Raw genomic sequence first — 22,852 nt, forward strand, 5'->3', positions numbered from 1 at the left:
CTATTTCAGGGCTTTGGTTGGATTCAAAATCGTCTGAATTCGATCGATACAGTCTGCCAAATGGTAGGCTGTTTCTTTATCGGCATACTTGACTTTAGCCACCTGCAAGGCCGCCAATAATTCCTTCAATTCGCCACGAACAATCGAACGAACATCGGATTGCGCAATCGGATAGCTTTCGCGTGCCGGCCCACCTGGAGCTGCCGCAGGAGCAGGAGCTTGATCAGTCATCAACGCCTTCATGCGCTCTAAATAAGCCTTCTGTAAATTTCTGCGGTAACGGTCGATGCTCTTAGCTTTCGCTAATTCCGACCAGATACCTCCACGTAAATCTTGGAACAAATCAATCGTCTTGTAAGGATTTGCCGAAGTCAATCCGCTATTGTCTAAACGCGCGAAAGTCTCGAGGCTCAACATCCGATTCAAAGGACTTACTTGCAGGCTGCGAATGCGATCCGTATAGCCAGCCATTTGATGCGTCACCACGTCTTTGTTGATCAACCAATCTACATTTGAAAAAGCATTATTGATAATCCAATTCACCGCCGCTTGTTGGCTCGCTTTCGGCACCGGCACATAGGTCGAAATATTTTGATTCGGTTTCGCATATTGCTCGTATACACCCCCCACCATTGTGGTGACATGGCCCACATAGCGCGACCAGCAACCCAATAATTCATCGTTTAATTCAATCAAATCCTCATAATCATTCGTCTTTTTGCTCGTCCAATCCGAAAGATTTTTGGCCACATATTTCAAGTTCTTCACGGCATAAGTACTCGCACGAACTGGGTCATTTCCCACATCCTCCGTTTGCGAACTCGGGTCAAAGGTCGTTCCTTGATTTCCAAAACGGAATCTCGGATCACCCGCTTTGGCCTCAATCCACTTGTCCAACGTAGGCACTTCGTCTTCCGGTGTCTTGGCATCCGGTAAAACACGGTAACCCCAATTCACGGCATAATCGTCATAAGGTCCCATTTGGCGAATGTAACGTACGCCTTTGTCCTCCGGCTGAGCGATGTAATTGAAACGCGCATAGTCCATAATACTCGCCGATATCCCCTCCTTATTTGTGAAGTCGGCCTTGCGGTAGTTCTCCACCTCATAGGAACTACTCGCCCCCATGTTGTGCGGGAATCCCAAGGCATGACCCACCTCGTGCGAGATCACCATTTCCATCATTTCGCCGATATCCTCCTCGCGGGTATCCAAGGTACGTGCGTTCGGATTTGATGCGCCCGTTTCTAATAAAAAGCGGTTGCGGTATGAGCGCAAGTGATTGTGGTACCAAATGATATCACTCTCGATAATTTCCCCCGAACGTGGATCGGCCACACTAGGACCCGTTGCATTACGCGTCGTGCTTGCCACGTAACGAATCACCGAATACCGAATATCTTCTGGCGAGAAATCAGGGTCTTCTTCTTTGGTCGGTGGATCCTTGCAAATAATCGCATTTTTAAATCCGGCTGCCTCGAAAGCTTTTTGCCAATTCTCCACCCCTTTTTTCATGTGTTTCCGAAGCTTCATCGGCGTGGCAGGATCCAGGTAATAAACGATCGGTTTGATCGGTTCTACCAATTCGCCTCGCTTGTAAGCCTCCATATCTTTGGGTTCCAAACGCCAGCGCTGGATGTAGGTTTTTTGGTCCGACTTCAATTCTTCGCTCGAATAATCGTATTGCTTTTGTGTGAAATAACCCACACGCTGATCGAATAAACGCGGCTTCATCGGCTTTTCAGGCAATAGAATCATCGACTGATTCATCTGCATGCTGATGGTTTCCGTATAAGGTGTCGCCGAAGGCTTGGAAGCATTGAAGGTAAAATCTTGCAACACCTCAATGTTCAATGGGAAAGATTTGATGGAACGGATAAAACTACGCGATGGATCTAGGTTTTTAACCTTGTGCGTTTCACGTAGATTGGCATCCAAACCACTCATGGCCGGAATATCACTGCTGTAAAATTTGGTGACGTCTACCACCATGGATGAATCCTTGCTATAGGTTTCAATATCAAACGCGTAAAGCGTCGGTTCGTAATTATTCGCTTTGACGGAAAGACTTATCGGCAGGGAATCAGCAGCTACAGCCGCGTACGATTTAACTTTGATTAAAATCTTTTCTTGGAATTTCTCCCATACAATGAGCTGCTCGCGGGAAGATGTGCCTGCATTGACATAACCTCCTCCAATACCACTAGGAAGTTTGGCAATTTGACTCACCAAAAGCATGTCTTTGTTCAGGAGTTTTTTAGGTATTTCGAAATAATATTTATCCCCTACTTGATGGGTCGTAAACAAGCCCTTCTTGGATTTGGCTTCCTTCGTAATGACTTGTTCGTAGGCCTTGATTTTGGAGGCCGGTTTTTTCACCGCGACCGAATCAATAGGTCTCGTGGGGCCATTCTTATCGGAGGCTTTAGCATTTTGTGCGAAGACCGATGTCGTTGATGCGATCAAACACAGGAGAGAGAGAATAAATTGGATACCTTTTTTCATCGTTTTAGTTGAATTCAGAAATGTAAACCAAATGTAAGGGAACATGTTCAAATTTATCGCGGATTTATCCGGGAATTCTGCGAGTCATTTCCCATCTTCGTAAAAACAAGGTTATACATCACGCATGAGCATTTGGATTCTCATCAGCCTGGCAATCATTAGTTTAGTCCTCCTGATCTCGGTGGCGAAATTGCAGGCATTTTTAGCTTTCCTATTGGTCTCCCTTGGACTCGGCATCGCCGGAAACATGTCGATAGATGACAGCATGGCCGCCATCCAAAAAGGCATGGGCAGTACGCTCGGTTCCATCGTACCTATCATCATCCTCGGTGCCATGCTCGGGAAAATGGTGGCAAAAAGTCGGGCCACCTGGGTCATCTCCGAATTTCTCGTTGGCCTATTTGGGCCCAAAAACCTACCGGTCGCCTTTATGATCATTGGCTTTATCGTGGGGCTTCCTTTGTTTTATTCGGTCGCTTTTCTGTTGCTCGCTCCGCTCGTCATCTCGACCGCACAACGCTATCAAATCCCAGCGGTTTATCTGGGTATCCCGATGCTGGCCTCTCTTTCGATCACGCAAGGATTTCTGCCTCCGCATCCGGCGCCTTATTATTTGGTGACTCATTTGCCGGGGGCCGACATGGGTGTGACCCTGGGTTATGGAATCCTCATTTCCATTCCGGCCATGTTAACCTCGGGTTGGCTTTTTGGAAAAACCCTCAAAAACATTCCATCCGAACCCATGTCCTTCGTGGAGGAAAGTTCCGAGAACGAAAACCCGGGATTAATTTCTAGCCTTGGGGTACTTTTATTGCCCGTCCTACTCATTGCCTTGAAGTCGGTCTTTAAGAATCAATCGACCGTCTTGGATTTCATCGGCGAGCCGATCGTCGCCTTATTCATTTCACTTTTTATGGCCATTTTCCTCTTGGGTTTCCGGCGGAAAATCGATTGGTCGACCATGCAAGTATGGCTCTTAGATGCCATCAAAGAAGTCGCGCCTTTGCTCTTAACATTCGCCGGTGCGGGAGCCTTTAAAGAAATGTTGCAGTCGATGCACGTGGGTGATGCTTTGTTGGCCAGCGTCCAAAACTCTCCCCTCAATCCCTTGGTGATTGCTTGGGGAATAGCAGCGATTCTACGGATTGTAACGGGTTCCTCAACGGTCGCGGGAATCACAACGGCAGGTTTAATTTTGCCACTCTTGGCACAAACGGGAACGAATCCCAACCTCCTTGCTTTGAGCATTGGGGCGGGCTCGATGGTCATGTCACACGTGAATGATACGGGATTCTGGCTTTACAAGGAATACTTTGGCGTATCCATCAAGAACACCTTGCGTTCGTGGACGATCATGGAGACCATCTTAGCGGTGGTGGGTTTACTCGGGACCTTAGCCCTTGAAAAAATTATTTAGTCATAAAAAAAGCCATTCGTCAGTTGGCGAATGGCTTTCCTTTTATTTTTCTACCGTGATTAAACCCGGAATCGCTACATTTTCATTGGCCTCCGCCGCGTAATCCACGCCATCCAAACCAAATCCAAATAGATTCAAGAAATCCGATTTATATCCATTCAAATCGCCAATGGCTGGAAGGTTTTCGGTCGTTGCGCTTTTCCATAATTCCGCCACTTCTTTTTGAACGGCATCATCCATTTCCCAATCATCGATGCGGATACGTCCTTTTTCATCGACAGGAACTCCACCATTATTATACAAACGCGCGCTGAATAGACGTTGGATTTGCTCGATACATCCTTCATGGGAGCCGTTAGCCTTCATGATCTTGTAAAGCAAAGAAATGTATAATGGAATCACAGGAATCGCAGAACTTGCTTGAGTTACCAAAGCCTTGTTCACCGAAACGAATGCTTTTCCACCGATTTTAGCTAAATCCTCCGTGATCTTGAAGGCAGTCGCCTCTAAATGATCTTTCGCCATACCGATGGTTCCCTTGCGGTAAACGGGCTCGGTTACTTTTGGCCCAATGTAAGAATAAGCAACAGTCATCGCGCCGTCGGCTAAAACACCGGCCTCCAACAAGGCATTTGTCCACATCTGCCAGTCTTCACCACCCATGACGGCAACTGTATTCGCAATATCTTCTTCATTGCAAGGGGTAATCGTCACATCAGAAACAATCCCCGTGTGGAAATCAACCGTCTTGTCGCTAAATGTATCGCCGATCGGCTTTAACACCGAACGATGCAACACGCCCGACACGGGGTGCTGACGTACGGGAGATGCCAAACTGTAGATCACCAAATCCACTTGGCCTAAATCCGTTTTGATTAAATCGATTGTTTGCGCTTTCACCTCATTTGAGAAGGCGTCGCCATTGATGCTCTTCGCATATAGACCGGCTTGCTTCGCTTGTGCTTCAAACGCTAAACTATTGTAATAGCCTGGAGAGGCTGTTTTCCCTTCCGAAGGTGCCTTTTCAAAGAACACGCCAATCGTCGCAGCATTCGAACCGAACGCACTCGTGATGCGAGAGGCTAAACCAAAACCGGTCGATGCTCCAATCACCAAGACCTTTTTTGGGCCCTCTATCGATCCTTTTGATTTTACGTAGTTAATTTGATTGATAACATTCTGCTCACATCCTTTTGGGTGAGATGTCAAACAGATAAACCCTCTCATTCTAGGCTCAATAATCATACGTGCGCTTGTTTTGTTTCCGCAAATATAGTTTAAAACTAGGTTTTACACTTTTTTGTCGGTCCATTTTATTTTAAAACTACCTGTTTCCCCGTTTTCGCCGACTCCCTTGCGGCCTCCAAAATCTCCACCACAACCTGATTGATTGCAAAGGACGACAAATCCATTTTCGATTTCACCCGCCCCTGAACGACCGCCGCTAAATACGGAAAGACATTCGAGACATCGTGCGGTAGTGGGCTCAACTCCAACATCCCTTCCTGACCAAAACGATCCCCCGTAACGTACCGCATTTTATTCGTTTTGTCGGCCACCAAAATCCCCTTCGTTCCATACACCTCCGTATCCTTCCGGTCAAAGGGCCAATTCCACGATGCCTGAATAATCGCCTGGCAATCCGGATAAGTCAAGATGATACTCGCCTCGTCGTCCACTTTCGGATAAACATCCGGTTTTAGGTGTTGGGTGACCGCCGTCACCGAAATCGGCTTACGACCATCCATCAGCCAAGTCATGATATTCGCACCATAACAACCAAAATCAATAATCGCTCCGCCGCCATTCATGACAGGGTCGGTTAACCAGTTTAAAAATTCAGGCGAACAACCAATTTCTTTCGGGCCACAGTGTCCATCCATAATGACAACCTTTCGGATGGTACCCAAGGACTTTTCTTCTTTAGCCATTTGCCAAAGCTTCGAATGCGAGGGGTACCAGGTGGTCTCAAAATTCGTCAATAAGTGAATCGGGTGTTTCGCGACCAAGGCCTTCATCTGATTCAAATGATCCATGTTCACCGCCAAGGGTTTCTCCACAATCACATGAATTCCCTTGGGTGCGCAAGTCTTGACCACTTCGAGGTGTTCATAGATGCTGTTAAAGGCTGCAATCGCCTCCGGTTTGGTTTTCGCAATAAGTGCCTCCAAGGATGGAAACCACAAGGAGTCCGGCAGATTTTGTTTTTTTAAAAGCGAAAGTGCTAATTCTTTGTTGGGCTCCGCAAAGCCGACAATAATCACATCTGCTTGCGGCTTTTTAATGGCCGTATACACCTGCCCCACATGGCCGTGAGTCATCCCAGCGATGCCTACCCGCAAGGGTTTGGCCTGAAAAATAAAAGGCAACAAAATCAATGCGAGTAGCTTTTTCATGTTTATAGTATTTTGTCAGGAATTTATAAAATTTAACTTATATATTTGGTATTAATCTCAACCTACGAAAAAGGCTTTTCGGCTATGACCCTATCTATCCTGCGTCGTGACTTCATCAAGTCGAGTGCTGCAATCCTTTGTGGTTCGATTTTACCAACTCATTCTATGAAAAAAATAGCCCCAAAAGCCGGCGAAATTATTCTTGGCCATGGATCATTTCGATATAAAGTTATTCCCAACTGGGGAATTCTAGATGCCGGGAAAAATCCCGTCAACGACTGCCATGAAATGGTAGAGGATGCCAAAGGGCGATTGATCCTTTTGACGAACGAAACAAAGAACAATGTCTTAATTTATGACAAATCTGGAAAGCTTTTAGATACATGGGGGCATTCCTACCCAGGGGGCCATGGACTTTCCATTCTGAATGAAGGGGGAGAACAATATTTATTGATCTGCGATACAGCACGCCACCAAGTGATTAAAACAGATCTTAAAGGTCGTGAAATATTTAAAATTGAATATCCGAAAGAGACTGGTGTATACGATGCGCCTAATCAATTTTTGCCGACAGAGACTGCTATCAATCCCAAAAATGGGGATATCTATGTGGCCGATGGCTATGGGGCAAACTACATCATACAATACGATTCAACAGGGCGATATATCCGGCATTTTGGTGGTAAGACAAACACCTATTCCGACGACAAATTCAATTGCTGCCATGGTGTTTTAGTGGATACCCGTGACGCAAACAATCCCACCTTGTTAATTACAGATCGTGTTAACAATTCGTTGAAAAGATTTACGCTAGATGGCAAATTCATTACTCGCTATCATTATCCAGGTTCATATATTTGTCGGCCAGTGCTTCATGGAGAATATATCCTAGCCGCCTGTTTTCGTAGTACAGCCGAATCGCTTGTTGGGTCTGGCTATATCCAAATCCTAGACAAAAATATGCAGGTGGTTTCAACACCTGGCGGATCAGCTCCCATTTATGAAAAGGGGATTTTGCAAGCCCAACATAAAGAGGATGAAAATCACGTATTTATTCATCCTCATGACGTCTATTCTGATTCTGATGAAAACATTTATGTTCCACAATGGGCATCTAATAAAACTTATCCTATCAAATTAGAGCGCATTTAACATGAATAGGTCCATCCGTTTCATACTCATTTTTATCATCATTGGTATGAGTATTTTCGCCTACACGCGTTGCACGGATACGCAAGCGCAAGACACGGCTATGCCGGATGTCGTCGACTACAACTACCACATTCGACCCATCTTTTCCGACCGTTGTTTTAAGTGCCATGGGCCGGATGCCAACAAACGAAAAGCGAATCTACGATTGGACACCCCCGAAGGAGCTTATGCCGCCTTCAAGGACAATCCCAGCATGCATGCCATCGTACCCGGAAATCCGGAGGCCTCGGATGCATTTCAGCGTTTGATCACGAAAGACACTTCCCTTCGGATGCCAACGATTAGTTCGCATTTGACGGTTTCCCAGCACGAGATTGATTTAATCGAAAAATGGATCAAACAAGGTGCGGTTTATAAACCCCACTGGGCCTTTATCCAACCGGTTAAGGCGGCTTTGCCCGATGCGGATGAAGATTGGGTTCGTAATCCGATCGACTATTTTGTCTATGCGAAAATGGCCGAAAAATCCTTGAAACCAAGTCCGGAGGCGAGCAAGGAGCAATTGCTGAAGCGCGTTTGTTTGGACTTGACCGGTCTTCCTCCGACCATCGAAATGCAGGATCGTTTTTTAAAGGACGAAAGCCCGCAGGCCTACGAAAAGATTGTCAATGAATTGTTGAGCAGTAAGCATTACGGCGAAAAAATGTCCATTCAATGGTTGGATTTGGCACGTTATGCCGATTCCCATGGGTATCAAGATGACGGCTTACGCACCATGTGGCCTTGGCGGGATTGGGTGATACATGCCTTCAATTCGAATTATACATATTCTAAATTCGTCACTTGGCAATTGGCCGGGGACCTTTTGCCGAACCCGACCAAGGAGATGTTGCTCGCCACGGGCTTCAACCGAAATCACAAAATTACCCAGGAAGGCGGTGTGATCGATGAGGAATACCGCGTCGAATATGTGAATGACCGCACAAATACCTTTTCGAAATCCTTTCTTGCATTGACTTTCGAATGCGCACGTTGCCACGATCATAAATACGACCCGATCTCCCAAAAGGACTATTACAGCACCTATGCCTTCTTTAATCAAGTTCCCGAGAAAGGCTTATTTGGTACCATTGATGCCTCCTTCGCAGATCCTCCGAACATGTCCATCACGACGAAGGACGTGCAATCCATCTTGAAATTTATCCACAAAAAGGATACCGCCACCGTCGATGTCATGGTCATGGCCGACTCAAGTAAGCTCCGGCCTACCTATGTCTTGTCGCGCGGAAATTACGACATGCCCGGCCCCGAAGTAAGTTTCGGAATCCCCAAAAGCATCTTGCCCTATTCGCCAGCGAAGTATGGTCAAAACCGTTTGGGTCTCGCACGTTGGTTATTAGATCCGAAAAACCCCTTAACCGCTCGGGTATTCGTGAACCGCATGTGGGCACAAATATTCGGTCGGGGAATCGTGAAAACAGTCGGCGATTTCGGGATGCAGGGCGAACTGCCGACCCATCCGGAATTATTGGATTGGTTGGCCGTAGATTTCCAAAGTCATGGCTGGAATATCAAACGATTGGTGAAGCAAATGGTGATGTCGGCAACCTACCAACAAGCCTCTACCGTGACCTCGGCCTCGCTACAAACAGATCCCGAGAACATCTATCTTTCTCGGATGTCCCGTATTCGCATTCCGGCTGAACAAGTAAGAGATCAGGTCTTGTCGGCCGCGGGCATTCTAAATCCGGAAATCGGCGGGCCGAGTGTGAAGACTTACCAGCCCAAAGGACTTTGGGAAGTTGCTACATCGGGTCGAGGATCTTTAATGAATTACATCCAGGATCATAACCAGGATTTATACCGACGAGGCATGTATGTCTTCATTAAGCGCACAGTTCCTCCGCCGACGATGTTGATATTTGATGCGAGTAATCGTGATCAATGTGAGGTACAACGCGGACGTACGAATACCCCTTTGCAGGCCTTGGTGATGATGAATGACCCGCATGTGTTGGAAAGCTCCCGGGTTTTGGCGAGTCAATTTTCCCATGAAAAAGGGACTTTGGAGGAGAAATTGACGAAGGCATTCCGACGAATTATTTGTCGGGCCCCTAAAGAAAAAGAACTCGCCCTGCTGAAAAAATACTACGAAGAAGAACAAGCCTCCTGCATGAAAAACCCGAAGAAGGTTCAAAAACTGATGCAAATCGGGGAGTACAAACAGGATAAGGCGGCGGTTACCGGGTCGACGGCGGCGATGATGCTGACGATTCAATTAATTTATAACATGGAGGAGGCCATCATGCGCGTGTAATATGGAAAACGAATTTTTCAAAAACCGACTGAACATTACCCGCCGGCATTTCTTCGGACAGACCGCAGCGGGCATTGGTGGTTTGGCCTTAGGATCTTTGTTGGTCCCCGACCTATTCAAGGGCGAATCCTCTTTGCAATCATTGCCCTTGGGCGTAGCCCATTTTGCACCGAAAGCAAAGCGCGTGATTTACCTCTGCCAAAACGGAGCACCGTCGCAGTACGAGAGTTTCGATTACAAGCCAACCTTGAACAAGATGGCTGGGCAGGATTTGCCGGATTCGATTCGAGGCGGTCAACGATTGACGGGGATGACAGCCTCGCAGGATAAATTTCCTTTGGTGGGGTCCTTTTACAATTTTAAGCAATACGGAAAATCGGGAACGTATATCAGTGATTTATTCCCGCATATTGGTTCGGTGGCGGATGACATTTGCGTGATCCGAACCATGAATACGGATGCGATCAATCACGATCCGGCCTTGACTTTTTTGCAGACGGGAGCACAGGTGGGTAACCGTCCGAGCATGGGGGCATGGATGTCCTATGGTTTGGGGAGTGAGAATAAAAATCTTCCGGCCTTTTGTGTGTTACTTTCACGCGGTAGGGGAAATGGGCAGGGAGTCTATTCGAAGCTTTGGACAAATGGCTTTTTGGACTCGACACACCAAGGTGTTGTATTCAGTAGTTCGGAGGATCCGATACTTTATTTGAATGACTCGGATGGAATTGATAAGGCGGGACGACGAAAGATGTTGGACCAACTGGCCGAATTGAATCACGAGGGATTTTCGGAGAACAAAGATCCGGAGGTAGAGGCCAAAGTTCAGCAATATGAAATGGCTTATCGCATGCAGACGGCTGTTCCGGAATTGACGGATTTGTCGAAAGAACCGGATCACATCGTGAAGATGTATGGACCAGAATGTTTGGTTCCGGGAACCTATGCGGCGAATGTTTTACTGGCCCGAAAACTCTCGGAATCCGGGGTTCGTTTCGTACAAATTTACCATCAGGGTTGGGATTCCCATGGAAACTTACCGAAGGAAATGGCGATGCAGGCGCAAGATGTGGACCGCTCGTCGGCGGCATTGATTACCGACTTAAAGCAACGGGGTTTATTGGATGAAACCTTGGTGATTTGGGGCGGAGAATTCGGTCGGACGAATTATTGCCAAGGAAAATATACGGTCGACAATTACGGTCGGGACCACCACCCACGCGCCTACAGTATTTTCATGGCGGGTGGCGGTGTGAAGGCGGGAACGGTTTACGGGGAGACGGATGAATTTGGGTATAATGTGGTGAAAGATCCGGTGCATATCCATGATTTTCATGCGACAGTGCAGCACTTGATGGGTATTAATCACGAACAATTAACGTATAAACATTTGGGTCGCCGCTACCGATTAACGGATATCGCAGGCAATGTCTTACCTGGATTAATCGCCTAATGGAACGTATCGAAAAAATAGGGAATATCATTTTGTGGGCCTTGCAAGGTTTCCTCGTTTTTCTCTTGATTTTTCAATCGAGGATTGAATTGCCCTTAGCGGGAATCGGACATTTGCATCCGCTCATTTTACACCTGCCTATCGGGTTTGGAGTACTTTTATTGGGCTTATTCGCCATCCAAAAGCAGTTGGCCTCCTTTGAGGTTTTAGCCGATTTTTTGCTTTTGTTGACCGCTATTTTCTCAAGCCTTACCGCCATATTCGGTTTATTTTTATCCAAAGAGGGAGGCTATGAAGCAGCTGCCTTGGACTGGCATCAATGGTCGGGAGTCGCGGTTTCCTTCGTGTATTTTAGCTGGGTGCTTTTACGTCGCAATCTTATTTTCGGAGCGGTATTGGGATTCATCGCCTTGGTCATCGCAGGTCATACGGGGGCGAGCATTACGCATGGGGAAGATTACCTGAAATTCGGCGCGCAGCAATCCGAGATCAGTGTGGAAAGTGTGGTATTTGAGGACATTGTCCAGCCTATCTTAAAGGCCAAATGCGAGTCATGCCACAATGACCAAAAGACAAAAGGGGCACTTAAAATGAACAGTATTGCGGGCTTGTTAAAAGGCGGGAAGCATGGCCCCATTTGGAAGGCGGGAGATGCACTGAATAGCCATTTGATCCAGCGAATCAAATTACCGATGAATGCGAAGGAGCACATGCCTCCGCTGGGTAAGGTTCAATTGACACCCGATGAAATTACGATCTTGACTTTGTGGGTAAAAGAGGGGGCTTCCGTTGACCGCAAATTGGGCGAATTCAGCAAGGAATTTCAGGGGCTCATTAAGCCAACACAGCTGAGCGAAACGACTAAAAGCTATGATTTTTCAGAGGCCTCGGAGTCGGATTTGAAAGCAGTCAATACTCCTTATTGCACGGTTTATCCGGTGGCCTATGATTCGCCGGCTTTGTCGGCCGACTTCTTTGTGGCCGGGAAATTTGATCCCAAGACGTTGGAAAATTTAAGCCAGGTGCAAGATCAGTTGGTCGGCCTACAATTATCCAAAATGCCCATCCAAGATCCAGACCTAAAGAAAGTCGCGAAATTCACGAATCTGGAAAAATTGAATCTGAATTTTACCGCGGTCGGCGATGCAGGCTTATCGAGTTTAGCGGGCTTAAGCCATTTGGAAAAATTATCGATTTCGGGAACGAAGGTGACGAGGGCGGGGCTTGCGAAATTACTTTCAAATTTATCGGCATTAAAAGAAATTCATGTTTGGAATACGGGCATCTCGGCAGGCGAAATGAGTGCATTTCGAAAGCAATTCCCGAAGATACATTTCGATGAGGGTTATATTCCTAAGGATGAAAAGTTGCAAATCAACCCGCCGATTTTGGTGAATGAAAACTTGATATTACGTCCGGGCGAAAAGCTAAATTTCAAACATACCTTGCGGGATGTGCTCTTCCGTTATACCGTGAATGACTCCTTGCCGGATAGCTTATCGAGTCTGCAAACTCGAGCGTCCATCGATATCAAAAACTTCACCAAGGTGCGTATCATCGCGACCAAAGAAGGCTGGTTGGCCAGTAACCCCATCGACGTCCGAGTGTATAAATCCCAATACATTCCTTCGCGAATTGATTTGCTTTCGAAAACGGATCCGAAGTATCCCGCGGCCGGAGGAGCAAGTTTGATGGATTTTATTCCAGGAGCAAGAGAGGTGAAAGGGGTATCCAATTTTACATGGATGGGCTTTAAGGAAACGGACTTTGATGCGGTGGCGTCATTTGCGAAACCAACCCGTATTCAAGGGGTGACATTCTCCTATTTGGAAAAGACGGATTCGGATGTGTTTCCGCCGACGAGCATCGAGGTTTGGGCGGGAGATGATGCGGCGAAGCTTCGGTTAGTTTCGCGATTCAAACCAGAACAGCCGAAGGAAAAAAATGGCTATTCGCCAAAGGGAATTAACATTCCTTTAAAAGGCGTTACGGCAAAATACTACCGCGTGAAAGCGACCCGTTTACGTAGCCTACCGGCATTTGTGGATAATAAGGGCAAGGGCGCTTGGCTCCGGGTGGATGAATTGCTCTTCTATTAATGCATTTTCCCTTTTTCGGTTAACAACACATAGGCCTCCTCCCAAGTGGGGATGGTATCGGATTCATAGCCATAGGTGGGCCCCGTCGCAATTTTCGTGAAAGCTTTCATGGCTTTTAAATGGGCGCCGCTACGTAAGTAGTTCAACATCACTTCTCGACTGTCCCAAGCCGTGATCGTGCATTGATATTCCTTCACCTTCTTGACATCACAATGCAGATTGCCAGGTGCCGTTTGGGCCTGCCGAAAGGAAGGAATGGCTAATAGCCAAAAACGAATGTAAGCAAAGAACCCTTTGGGCTTTAAACCCGTCAATGAGATGTACATACCCGTGAATTTTATATTCCAAAGGTATCATTTATGTCGTTTCTAAGGTATTTTTGTTATTATTTAAAATAATTCTAAATAAGCTTGCATAAACAAAAGCCCCAACCTACATTTGTGCTCTATTTAAAATTAGTCTAAATAAGTATAACATGAAATATATCACTTTGGGGCTCATATGGCTTTTTCCTTTGACATCTTTTGCCCAATCAACTCAAATCTCCGGACTTGTTCAAACGGCTTCACATGAGGCATTACCCGGCGCTTCTATCATACTTGTCGGAACCGTTAGAGGGGTACAAAGCAATAACGCTGGACAATACATTCTCAAAGGATTGAAGCCCGGGAAATACACGATCAAAGTAAGTTTCGTTGGATTGCAGTCGGCCGAAAAAGAAATCAACTTAAAAGAAGGCGAATCAAACATCTCCAATTTCACCCTGAATGATGCGACCGAATTAAGCGGGGTTTCCGTCTTTGCACAATCCGGTGTCAAGGGGAATGAATTTTTACCGCAGGTCAACGAATATACGATCACAGCTGGGAAAAAAAATGAAGTCATCGTGCTCGATAATCTGCAAGCAAACTTGGCGATGAACAATTCGCGCCAGATTTTCTCGCGGACACCGGGTATTTCTGTTTGGGAGAGTGATGGTTCAGGGATCCAACTCGGAGTTGCGTCCCGCGGCCTATCTCCCAATCGCTCCTGGGAATTTAATGTGCGCATGGATGGCTACGACATCACACCTGACCCGATGGGTTACCCGGAAGCTTATTATACGCCGCCTATGGAGGTCGTTGACCGCATCGAAATCATCCGCGGCGCGAGCTCATTGCAATACGGCCCGCAATTCGGTGGCCTCATGAACTTTATCCTACGCAAACCCGATATTTCCACCAAGCTTGTCGTAGAAAGCCAAAATACCACTGGAAATAATGGACTTTTTAGCTCCTTCAATTACCTCGGGGGAACTTCCGGCCGCTTAAGCTATACGACCTATTACCAAAAAAGACTCGGGAAAGGCTGGCGCCAGAATTCCTACTTTAACACCGACCACTCGCATGCCGAATTGTCTTATGCCGTAAGCAATAAATTAAAAGTTGGAGCACAGTTGACCTATATGTATACACAGAGCCAACAAGCCGGCGGATTGACCGATGTGGAGTTCGCGCAGAACGCCCAACAAAGCAAGCGCGCGCGAAACTGGTTCAGCAATCCTTGGTTGATTTATGCTTTGACGGCCGACTACCTCATTAGCACAGAATCGAAGTTATCGCTGAAATACTTTGGAACAACCGCGGAGCGAAGCTCAGTAGGATTCACCAAAGCCATTACCGAAATCGACCCCATGGGTAACCGACAAGTTGATCAAGATTTTTACCAAACCAATGGCCTTGAGCTACGCTATTTGACCAACTACTCAATAGGTTCATGGAAGAATACGCTCGCAACTGGATTGCGCTATTTTTCAGGAGAGATTAAGCGAAAGCAGTTGGGCGTGGGGACTAAAGACAGCGATATGAATTTTGCGATACAAGGTCTTTTCACCAGAAACTTGACTTTCCATAACACCAACTATGCCGCGTTTGCGGAATCCATTTTACGCCCATCGGAATCTTTATTAATCACGATTGGCGGACGATTGGAGCAGATCGACACGCACATGATGGGGCAATCGGGTTTAACGGCATCTGGCCAGCCCATCGCAGCCACGCCGACAAACCGAGGCCGAACCTTCATGCTTTTCGGAGCCGGAACGGAATATAAGGTTAGTGCAAATACTAAATTATACAGTAACATTGCACAGGCTTACCGACCGGTTTTGGCCTCCGACTTATTGCCTCCGGCGACCACCGATGTCATCGACCCGAATTTAAAGGATGCCAAGGGCTTTAATTTTGACTTGGGATATCGCGGGGAAATCGGGAATTACCTGACCTTTGATGTGGACTATTTTTACCTCGATTACGACAACCGAGTGGGGACTATTTCCCGCACGAATTTGGATGGAAAAATCTATCAGTTCCGGACGAACCTGGGTCATTCGGTTTCCAAAGGATTCGAAGCGTATGTGGAATTTAGTCCAACGACCGCCTGGTTAAAAACCCAACGCTGGGGAAATCTATCCATGTTTGCATCCATCGCTTCGATCGATGCGCGCTACCTCGATTTCAAAACAACCTCGGTGGTGAATGGACAAATTGTGGAGGGAAATTTGAACGGCAAACGGGTAGAAAATGCCCCCGAAAAAATTAACCGATATGGGATTACCTATTCCAAAAAAGGCCTATCGGTGAGTTGGCAAATCAGCGACATCGGATCCGCATTTGCAGATGCCAGCAATACGATGAAACCCAATGCGGCCGCAACAACAGGATTTATTCCCGCTTACCAAGTTCAGGACATTTCGGGTTCTTACAAGTTTAAAAAATACGCGCAATTGAAATTTGGGGTGAACAATGTGGCAGATGCTCGGTATTTCACGCGGCGTTCAGGAGGTTATCCGGGGCCTGGGATTTTGCCTGCCGATGGACGGACCTGGTACCTCGGTTTGAATCTGAAATTCGCCAACTAATAAAAAAGGCATACTGCTATCGCGGTATGCCTTTTCAATTGAATACTAAACTGTCATTACCAGTTGATCGGCCCCTTACCCAAATACTTTTCGGCAATCGGCATGTAGTACGATTTCAACTCTTCGTATACAGGAACGACAGGTGATTTGGTGTACAAATCGTACTTATTAAAATCGCGAATCCACTCCATGTATTGCTCGTCTTTGGCTGTCATAAACTGGCGGTAGCTTCCACCGGAATGCCAAGGATAGAATGAGTGATAACGAATCATCGCCATCCCCGCTTCGGGAATTTTATTATCCTTATGGTTCTTTAAAACCTGATACAAATACTCGTCATGTCCCCAAGCCAAGTGTAAATTATCCAATCCACAACCCGCTTCGTAAACACCTAAATCCGTATTATAACGCGGATCCTGCATGTCGGGATTCAAAGCATTAAACTCCGGATAAACACAAGAATCTGGCAACTTACATCCCACCACAAACACATCGCCTACCAAGCCCCATTGCTCAGCTTGTGAGGTGCCATCTTCATCGCTTCCAAATAAATACATCGCCTTGCCCAAATCGTGAATCAAGCCCACCAATTGCATCCAATCCGGTCTTCCTTCGGCACGAAGTCCTTCCGCAGATTGCAACAGGTGAATGATGTTGGGAAGATTTAAATCGGGATCGGAAACATCCACCAAAACATTTAAACGCTCCATCATTTCCCAAAGGTCCATCGGGTGATCAAAAGTTAAATATTTTTTCTTCATGCGCTGCACATAGTCATAGGTTTGACGTGAACGCATCTTTCGATAGTGCTCTTTCACAGCAGCGGTAATATCTCCCTGTTCGTAATTACGAAACTCAGATTTTTCTTTTGCGATAGTATCCATAAAGGCAAAGATATAAATTAATAAAATACGGTGTATAAGGCCGTTACGATGCCCATAATTAAAATCGATATGATGGCAAACTGGCTACTTACTTTGAAGTCGGCCCGCTCCACCGCCAATCCCTTCGGATTATCCACGCTCGATTTATCAGCCAACGAAATCAAAACCATCAAAAGTACCAAGATCACATACACCCACATTGTCACGTTCAAGAAAGGTATCGGATTGCCGCCAATAAAGGTGTGCAGATTTTTAAATAACACGACCAAGGGAATAGATGCCACGGCCGCGACAATCGCTGCGGTCGAGGTGGTACGTTTCCAAAAAAGCCCGAGCGAGAACAAGGCGAATGCGCCCGGTGTGAGGTAATTGGAATATTCTTGAATGAACTGATAGGCTTGCTCCAACTGGCGTAATTGGGGAGCGATCAACAAAGCAACGGCAAAGGACACCCAAATGGCGATGCGTCCAACCCAAACGGTTTGAGCTTCTGAGGCATTCGGATTCAAGGATTTTTTGTAAATGTCCAAGCTGAAAATCGTTGAAATACTATTGCTTTTCCCGGCCAATGACGCCACAATCGCTGCGGTCAACGCCGCAAAGGAAAGTCCTTTCAAACCCGCCGGAAGTAGGTTCATGAGTGTAGGATACGAATGGTCGGGCTTGATCACACCACCCAAGGTCATCTCGTTTTGGAAGGCTCCATTTTGGTATAACACATACATGGCAATGCCTGGAATCACACAAATCAAAGGCATCAATAATTTCAAAAATGCGGCAAACAAAATACCCGAACGGGCCGTTGGTAAATCTGCCCCCAAGGTCCGCTGCACGATGTATTGATTACAACCCCAATAATTCAAATTATTAATCCACATCCCGCCAAACAGAATCGCGAAACCCGGCAAGGCATCGTAATACTTATCGCCCTCCGAAAAGATCATGTGAAAATGGTCGTCGGCCTGCGACCTTAACTCCAACAAGCCCCCGAAAACGCCTCCGCTGTTGAATCGATCCGACACCATGTCCAAGGCCAAATAGGTCACCACCAAGCCCCCGAAAATCAAGACAATCACCTGAATAAAATCGGTGTAACCAATCACCTTCATACCTCCCAAGGTGATGAAAATGGCAAAGAGCGCCAAGCCGATCATCGCATAAAGGAATGGAATATTCGTAATGCTTTCAATCGCCAAGGCCCCCAAATACAAGATCGAAGTTAGGTTCACAAAGACATAGAGTAATAACCAAAAAACGGCCATGATTGTCGCGACGGTATTGTTGTAGCGCTGCGACAAAAACTGCGGCATCGTGTAGATCTTGTTCTTCAAAAAGATGGGAATGAAAAATACGGCGACGATGACGAGTGCGGCGGCCGACATCCATTCATAAGATGAGATGGCTAAACCTATGGCAAAGCCGGAGCCCGACATCCCTATAAAGTGTTCGGCAGAAATATTGGATGCTAAAAGCGACGCTCCGATAGCCCACCAGGTCAAGGAACCCTCGGCGAGGAAAAAGTCTTTAGTAGAGATTTCGGCTTTCTTTTTCTTCTGATAAACCCAATAACCATAGCCTGTTACGGATATAAAATACAGGAAAAAGACTAGGTAGTCTAGGGATTGTAATTGCTTCATCAATGTTTAAATAGGTTCTTTATTCCAAACTTACTGAAATTCAATTAAATACCCATTTTATCCCTTTTTAATTTACCTTTGGGCAAAGACGATTTAAATTTTTATGAAGCTTTTATCAAAAATCACGCTCCTTTTTTACCTACTAATCTTAATCAAGTTTGTGGTATTAAAAGACATGGATATGATTTTAATAGGGAAAATGAGATTTTATTTTGGGGGAGCAGAGTCGGGTACGGCCAATTGGATCCCATTACATACCATCTTTGCTTACCTAAATGGGGAAAAGGGTTTATTGATTTCCGGACTTAATATTTTGGGTAATTTATTATTGCTTTCTCCCATCGGTTTTTTACTTCCAATATGCTTTCCAAAAATCCATTCAGGCCAAATTTGGCTCCTTTCCTGCGCATGTTGCGGACTGATTGAAATCATCCAGATAAGTTTAAGCGTAGGAATATTCGATGTGGATGACATTATCTTAAATGGGCTTGGTGGTGTATTGGGTTTTTGGATGCATAAACAGATGGCAATAAAATATGTGAATGCCGGGCTAATTTTACTTTTTTGTCTAATCGGTTTAGGTACAGTCTATTACCTCCTATTTTCTGCCCCTTTTGAAAATCCCGTATAACAATGAAAAGTACCCACCACGTATTCATCGCCACCAGTCTCGACGGCTATATCGCAGACGCCCAAGGGGCGGTACATTTTCTGGATACTTATCCCATACCCAGCAATTCCGATATGGGGTATTGCGCCTTTATGGACCGCATAGACGCCCTCTTGATGGGGCGAAAAAGCTTCGAAACGGTGCTTGGATTTGGCATTGCCTGGCCCTACACCAAACCGGTCTTTATTTGGAGCCAAACACTCCAAGAAATTCCTGCCGCATTAGCCGATCAGGCTTTTCTCGTCCGAGGAAATCTGCACGAAGTCGAGGAGCAAATCAAAGCCAAAGGATATACCCATTTATACCTCGATGGCGGGCTGGTGATTCAATCTTTTTTGCAGGCAGATAAAGTTTCGTCCATGACCATAACGACCATTCCCGTACTATTGGGGAATGGTGTCAAATTGTTTGGGGAACTCGAAAATCCGCTGGCATTTCAATGCGTTAGTTCTACCTGCTATGACAATGGGATGGCCCAACAAGTCTTTGAGCGAAAGCCTGAAATTAACGTTAAAATGGGCTGATATTTCCCGCCTTTTCTTGAATGATCGTCGGGGTAATTTCCGGTAAATCTTCTACCCGAAACAGTACCGGGATGTTGGCGTTTTCTTCAATAAAGCGTTCCGTGGCCGGCGTCAAAGCCCCATTAAATATGATCCCCTCAATCTGGATATTGCGCGCCTTCAAGGCCTCGATGGAAAGCATCGTGTGATTAATGCTGCCCAGGTAATTTCGGGAGACCAAAACCACCGGAATGTTCAAGTGCTCGATTAAATCGATAACCGTATCTTTTTCATTAATCGGAACGAAGAGTCCTCCGGCACCTTCTACAATCAGATTGTTATCCGACTGAGGCAACTCAAAATCATCCAAGGAAATTCGTATCCCATCGATCTCTGCCGAAGCATGCGGAGATAAGGGATTGTTTAAGCGGTAGCGCTCGGGATGAAAAACAGATTTCGAATTTGAAATCAACGCTTTTACCTTCATGCTGTCGGAGTTATGTAAATCCCCCGACTGAATCGGTTTCCAATAGTCGGCTTGGAGATGTTCGGTTAGGATGGCGGAAATAACGGTTTTCCCGACGTCGGTTCCGATTCCGGTGATGAATACTTGTTTCATGGATTTATCTGATTTTGGCGAATTGAAGTCTTTGTCCTTTTTGGTCGGAAACGAATTTCCCCGATTCGTATACGAGGTTTCCACTGACGATGGTTCGTTTAATGACGGATTGAAAACGCGCGCCGACCAATGGTGACCAAGCACATTTATAGTGCAAAGAATCAGGGGTGACTACCCAAGGATGATTCGTTTCCACTTCCACAAGATCTGCGAAATAACCTTCGCGAATATAACCGCGGTCTTTCATGCGGTAACAATCCGCAACACGATGGCTGGTTCTTTCCACGAGTGAGGTCAAGCTCAATTCTCCTCGCGCGAAGAGTTCAAATAAAACCACCAAGGCATGTTGAACCATCGGTGCGCCCGATTTAATTTGTAGGTAATGCCCAAACTTTTCTGTTAAGGCATGAGGAGCGTGGTCGGTGGCTATAATGTCCAATCGACCATCCTGCACCGCGCGCAATAATTCTTGTCGGTCGTCCTCCCACTTCACCGAGGGATTCCACATGATTTTACTCCCCAACTCCCGGTAATCCGCATGGTTAAACCAAAGGTGGTGCACACAGGCTTCGGCAGTGACACGTTTTTCGATGGTGGGCAAATCATTCGAAAATAATTTTGCCTCCTCGCCCGTAGAAATATGAAACAAATGCAGTCGGTTATTGTATCGTGCCTGAATTTCCAGCACCCGTTTGGTGGCCTCCAAACATGCCTCAACCGTACGAATTTTGGGATGCATCTCAATGGGAATATCGTCCCCAAATAGATTCCTCGCTGCGATTAAATTCTCCCGAATAATGGAATCATCTTCGCTATGCAAGGCAACCAAGGTTTCTGCCCGTGAGAAAAGTTTCTCAAGGTATTCGGGGTTATTGGCGAGAATTTCCTGCTTTTCCAGGTAGAGCCCATCATCCGTAATGCCGCAAACACTTTCGTTGTCTACCCGCAACGCCTCCTCTAGGTTAGCTGCCGTAATACCCATGAAGAAGGAGTAGTTGGCCAAGGATTTCTGCGAGGCTTGTTGGTATTTTTCCTCCAACAATTCCCGGGTCAAGGTATTCGGAACCGTATTTGGCATGTCCATGAAGGAGGTTACCCCTCCGGCGACAGCCGCCCGGGACTCCGTTTCCAAATCCGCCTTATAGGTCAATCCGGGGTCGCGGAAATGGACTTGGTCGTCAATCATGCCGGGGATCAAATAGTTACCCGCCAGGTCAATGACCTCCGCCGTAGAATCCGAGATGGATGGGGCGATTCGCTCGATGCGATCCCCAGCGATGAGCACATCGCATGCTTTTATTTCGCCTTCGTTGACAACGCGGGCGTTCGTGATTAAGTATTTTTTCATTTGGCAGCAGCGCGATCTAATCGATCATTAACGGTTAATCCCAACCCATGGGCAGGTAGTCGCTCGACGATAATCATTTCGATACCCATTTGGTCTAATTCATGCAGCACGGAAAAAATATGCTGCGCGGCCTCCGCAAGATCTCCAGAAGGTGATAAAACCTTATTGACCTCTACGTCGATACTTTCAATCTGAATCGACTGAAACCAAACGATGGCAACGCGTTTGTTCTTGACGGCGCTTAACATGAACAGGGGTTCATAGGTGACGATCAACTCGCAGTTGGGGGAATAATGCTTTTTATGTTGGCCAGGTAATGCTCCCTCCTGACTGGAATGTGTTCGATTTAAGATTCGGCCTACAACTCCTTCGATGGCCTCGATGGGAATGGCTCCATGTCTTAAAAGGACAACCTCGTCGTCTTCAAAGCCGAGGATGGTGGATTCGACGCCCGACTGGCAAGGTCCGCCGTCCAAGGTGTAAATCGATGGAAAATAAGACTCCACGTGTTCCGCGGTAGTAGGGCTAATCCGATTAAAGGGATTCGCGCTAGGTGCTACGAGCGGGAAATCGAGGTGATTTAATAGTTGCAAGGTAAGTGGATGACTAGGAATCCGAATCGCGACACGGGTATGGTTGGCTGTCACTAAATCACTCACTGTTTGATTCTTCGGGAGAATAAGTGTCATGGGACCAGGCCAGAATTCCTTAGCCAAAAGTAATGCTTTTTCAGGGAAATTTTTCACGAGGGCACGCGCTTGGCTAATGGATGCTACGTGAACGATGAGCGGGTTGGTTGTTGGCCTTTGTTTCGTTTCAAAGATGCGTTTCACGGCCGACGAATTAAATACGTTTGCCGCAAGGCCATAGACGGTTTCGGTGGGAAGTCCGATGACATCCCCCTCTAATAGTCGCTCTCGAATAATTTTGATATCAGAGGTAATCATAATGAA

17 protein-coding genes are annotated in these 22,852 nt (G+C 46.4%); 8 read left to right on the forward strand and 9 right to left on the reverse strand.

Features of this window, described 5'->3' with window-relative positions; translation table 11 throughout:
- On the reverse strand, positions 1-2,505 hold the full coding sequence (locus ACMH5P_RS07830) for a zinc-dependent metalloprotease (protein WP_459493795.1): 2,505 nt from the start codon (positions 2,503-2,505) through the stop codon (positions 1-3).
- Positions 2,506-2,629: 124 nt separating this feature from the next.
- Between ACMH5P_RS07830 and ACMH5P_RS07835 the strand changes: the two genes are divergently transcribed.
- A complete protein-coding gene (locus ACMH5P_RS07835) occupies positions 2,630-3,922 on the forward strand; it encodes a GntT/GntP/DsdX family permease (protein ID WP_459493796.1) in 1,293 nt (430 codons plus the stop codon).
- Between the two features lie 42 nt (positions 3,923-3,964).
- Here ACMH5P_RS07835 and fabV read toward each other — a convergent pair whose 3' ends face one another.
- Positions 3,965-5,167 (reverse strand): enoyl-ACP reductase FabV, encoded by a 1,203-nt coding sequence (fabV, locus tag ACMH5P_RS07840; RefSeq protein WP_459493797.1) that lies wholly within the window; start codon positions 5,165-5,167, stop codon positions 3,965-3,967.
- 68 nt (positions 5,168-5,235) lie between these two features.
- Positions 5,236-6,318, reverse strand: a complete 1,083-nt coding sequence (locus ACMH5P_RS07845) for a Gfo/Idh/MocA family protein (protein ID WP_459493798.1) — start codon at positions 6,316-6,318, stop codon at positions 5,236-5,238.
- Positions 6,319-6,402: 84 nt separating this feature from the next.
- Here ACMH5P_RS07845 and ACMH5P_RS07850 point away from each other — a divergent pair, with 84 nt between their 5' ends.
- From ACMH5P_RS07850 to ACMH5P_RS07865, 4 genes are read left to right on the forward strand one after another with little or no spacing between them, the layout of a single operon-like run.
- Positions 6,403-7,470 carry an NHL repeat-containing protein gene (locus tag ACMH5P_RS07850; protein WP_459494204.1) on the forward strand — a complete coding sequence of 356 codons (1,068 nt, stop codon included), beginning with the start codon at positions 6,403-6,405 and terminating at the stop codon, positions 7,468-7,470.
- 1 nt (position 7,471) lies between these two features.
- Positions 7,472-9,787: a PSD1 and planctomycete cytochrome C domain-containing protein gene (locus ACMH5P_RS07855; RefSeq protein ID WP_459493799.1), complete on the forward strand. Its 2,316-nt coding sequence runs from the start codon at positions 7,472-7,474 to the stop codon at positions 9,785-9,787.
- Position 9,788: 1 nt separating this feature from the next.
- Positions 9,789-11,240: a DUF1501 domain-containing protein gene (locus ACMH5P_RS07860; RefSeq protein WP_459493800.1), complete on the forward strand. Its 1,452-nt coding sequence runs from the start codon at positions 9,789-9,791 to the stop codon at positions 11,238-11,240.
- Positions 11,240-13,339: a c-type cytochrome domain-containing protein gene (locus ACMH5P_RS07865; protein WP_459493801.1), complete on the forward strand. Its 2,100-nt coding sequence runs from the start codon at positions 11,240-11,242 to the stop codon at positions 13,337-13,339. Before ACMH5P_RS07860 ends, ACMH5P_RS07865 begins: the two co-directional genes overlap by 1 nt.
- Here the strand turns inward: ACMH5P_RS07865 and ACMH5P_RS07870 are convergent.
- Positions 13,336-13,665, reverse strand: a complete 330-nt coding sequence (locus ACMH5P_RS07870; protein ID WP_459493802.1) for a hypothetical protein — start codon at positions 13,663-13,665, stop codon at positions 13,336-13,338. The two genes, ACMH5P_RS07865 and ACMH5P_RS07870, sit on opposite strands and share 4 nt — an antisense overlap.
- Before the next feature lie 149 nt (positions 13,666-13,814).
- On the opposite strand from ACMH5P_RS07870, the gene ACMH5P_RS07875 reads away from it, so the two are divergent.
- Positions 13,815-16,238 (forward strand): TonB-dependent receptor domain-containing protein, encoded by a 2,424-nt coding sequence (locus ACMH5P_RS07875; protein WP_459493803.1) that lies wholly within the window; start codon positions 13,815-13,817, stop codon positions 16,236-16,238.
- A gap of 56 nt (positions 16,239-16,294) precedes the next feature.
- Here ACMH5P_RS07875 and ACMH5P_RS07880 read toward each other — a convergent pair whose 3' ends face one another.
- Together ACMH5P_RS07880 and ACMH5P_RS07885 are read right to left on the reverse strand one after the other, a co-directional pair.
- Entirely contained in the window at positions 16,295-17,122 is an 828-nt protein-coding gene (locus ACMH5P_RS07880) for an inositol oxygenase family protein (RefSeq protein ID WP_459493804.1), read from the reverse strand.
- Positions 17,123-17,139: 17 nt separating this feature from the next.
- The gene (locus ACMH5P_RS07885; protein ID WP_459493805.1) at positions 17,140-18,759 is read right to left on the reverse strand and encodes a sodium:solute symporter family transporter; all 1,620 of its coding nucleotides are present in this window, start codon (positions 18,757-18,759) and stop codon (positions 17,140-17,142) included.
- 103 nt (positions 18,760-18,862) lie between these two features.
- On the opposite strand from ACMH5P_RS07885, the gene ACMH5P_RS07890 reads away from it, so the two are divergent.
- Both ACMH5P_RS07890 and ACMH5P_RS07895 read left to right on the forward strand, forming a co-directional pair.
- Complete coding sequence (locus ACMH5P_RS07890; protein ID WP_459493806.1) at positions 18,863-19,390, forward strand: VanZ family protein; 528 nt, start codon at positions 18,863-18,865, stop codon at positions 19,388-19,390.
- Between the two features lie 2 nt (positions 19,391-19,392).
- Positions 19,393-19,953, forward strand: coding sequence for a dihydrofolate reductase family protein (locus ACMH5P_RS07895; protein ID WP_459493807.1), 561 nt, complete (start codon positions 19,393-19,395; stop codon positions 19,951-19,953).
- On the opposite strand, the gene bioD is transcribed toward ACMH5P_RS07895, so the two are convergent.
- The 3 genes from bioD to ACMH5P_RS07910 are packed head-to-tail and all read right to left on the reverse strand — an operon-like array spanning position 19,940 to position 22,846.
- Complete coding sequence (bioD, locus tag ACMH5P_RS07900) at positions 19,940-20,551, reverse strand: dethiobiotin synthase (protein ID WP_459493808.1); 612 nt, start codon at positions 20,549-20,551, stop codon at positions 19,940-19,942. The genes ACMH5P_RS07895 and bioD overlap by 14 nt on opposite strands.
- Positions 20,552-20,555: 4 nt before the next feature.
- Complete coding sequence (locus tag ACMH5P_RS07905) at positions 20,556-21,899, reverse strand: dihydroorotase (protein WP_459493809.1); 1,344 nt, start codon at positions 21,897-21,899, stop codon at positions 20,556-20,558.
- Complete coding sequence (locus tag ACMH5P_RS07910; protein ID WP_459493810.1) at positions 21,896-22,846, reverse strand: L-threonylcarbamoyladenylate synthase; 951 nt, start codon at positions 22,844-22,846, stop codon at positions 21,896-21,898. The genes ACMH5P_RS07905 and ACMH5P_RS07910 overlap by 4 nt, the downstream gene beginning before the upstream one ends.
- Between the last annotated feature and the right edge of the window lie 6 nt (positions 22,847-22,852).

The sequence above is a fragment of the Aquirufa sp. 5-AUSEE-100C1 genome, from assembly GCF_054558655.1.

Coding starts and splice junctions, on each gene's coding strand:
- ACMH5P_RS07860 (WP_459493800.1), top strand. CDS start 9,789: ATGGAAAACGAATTTTTCAAAAACCGACTGAACATTACCCGCCGGCAT.
- ACMH5P_RS07905 (WP_459493809.1), bottom strand. CDS start 21,899: ATGAAAAAATACTTAATCACGAACGCCCGCGTTGTCAACGAAGGCGAA.
- ACMH5P_RS07890 (WP_459493806.1), top strand. CDS start 18,863: ATGAAGCTTTTATCAAAAATCACGCTCCTTTTTTACCTACTAATCTTA.
- ACMH5P_RS07885 (WP_459493805.1), bottom strand. CDS start 18,759: ATGAAGCAATTACAATCCCTAGACTACCTAGTCTTTTTCCTGTATTTT.
- fabV (WP_459493797.1), bottom strand. CDS start 5,167: ATGATTATTGAGCCTAGAATGAGAGGGTTTATCTGTTTGACATCTCAC.
- ACMH5P_RS07850 (WP_459494204.1), top strand. CDS start 6,403: ATGACCCTATCTATCCTGCGTCGTGACTTCATCAAGTCGAGTGCTGCA.
- ACMH5P_RS07875 (WP_459493803.1), top strand. CDS start 13,815: ATGAAATATATCACTTTGGGGCTCATATGGCTTTTTCCTTTGACATCT.
- ACMH5P_RS07880 (WP_459493804.1), bottom strand. CDS start 17,122: ATGGATACTATCGCAAAAGAAAAATCTGAGTTTCGTAATTACGAACAG.
- ACMH5P_RS07865 (WP_459493801.1), top strand. CDS start 11,240: ATGGAACGTATCGAAAAAATAGGGAATATCATTTTGTGGGCCTTGCAA.
- ACMH5P_RS07845 (WP_459493798.1), bottom strand. CDS start 6,318: ATGAAAAAGCTACTCGCATTGATTTTGTTGCCTTTTATTTTTCAGGCC.
- bioD (WP_459493808.1), bottom strand. CDS start 20,551: ATGAAACAAGTATTCATCACCGGAATCGGAACCGACGTCGGGAAAACC.
- ACMH5P_RS07895 (WP_459493807.1), top strand. CDS start 19,393: ATGAAAAGTACCCACCACGTATTCATCGCCACCAGTCTCGACGGCTAT.
- ACMH5P_RS07830 (WP_459493795.1), bottom strand. CDS start 2,505: ATGAAAAAAGGTATCCAATTTATTCTCTCTCTCCTGTGTTTGATCGCA.
- ACMH5P_RS07870 (WP_459493802.1), bottom strand. CDS start 13,665: ATGTACATCTCATTGACGGGTTTAAAGCCCAAAGGGTTCTTTGCTTAC.
- ACMH5P_RS07855 (WP_459493799.1), top strand. CDS start 7,472: ATGAATAGGTCCATCCGTTTCATACTCATTTTTATCATCATTGGTATG.
- ACMH5P_RS07910 (WP_459493810.1), bottom strand. CDS start 22,846: ATGATTACCTCTGATATCAAAATTATTCGAGAGCGACTATTAGAGGGG.
- ACMH5P_RS07835 (WP_459493796.1), top strand. CDS start 2,630: ATGAGCATTTGGATTCTCATCAGCCTGGCAATCATTAGTTTAGTCCTC.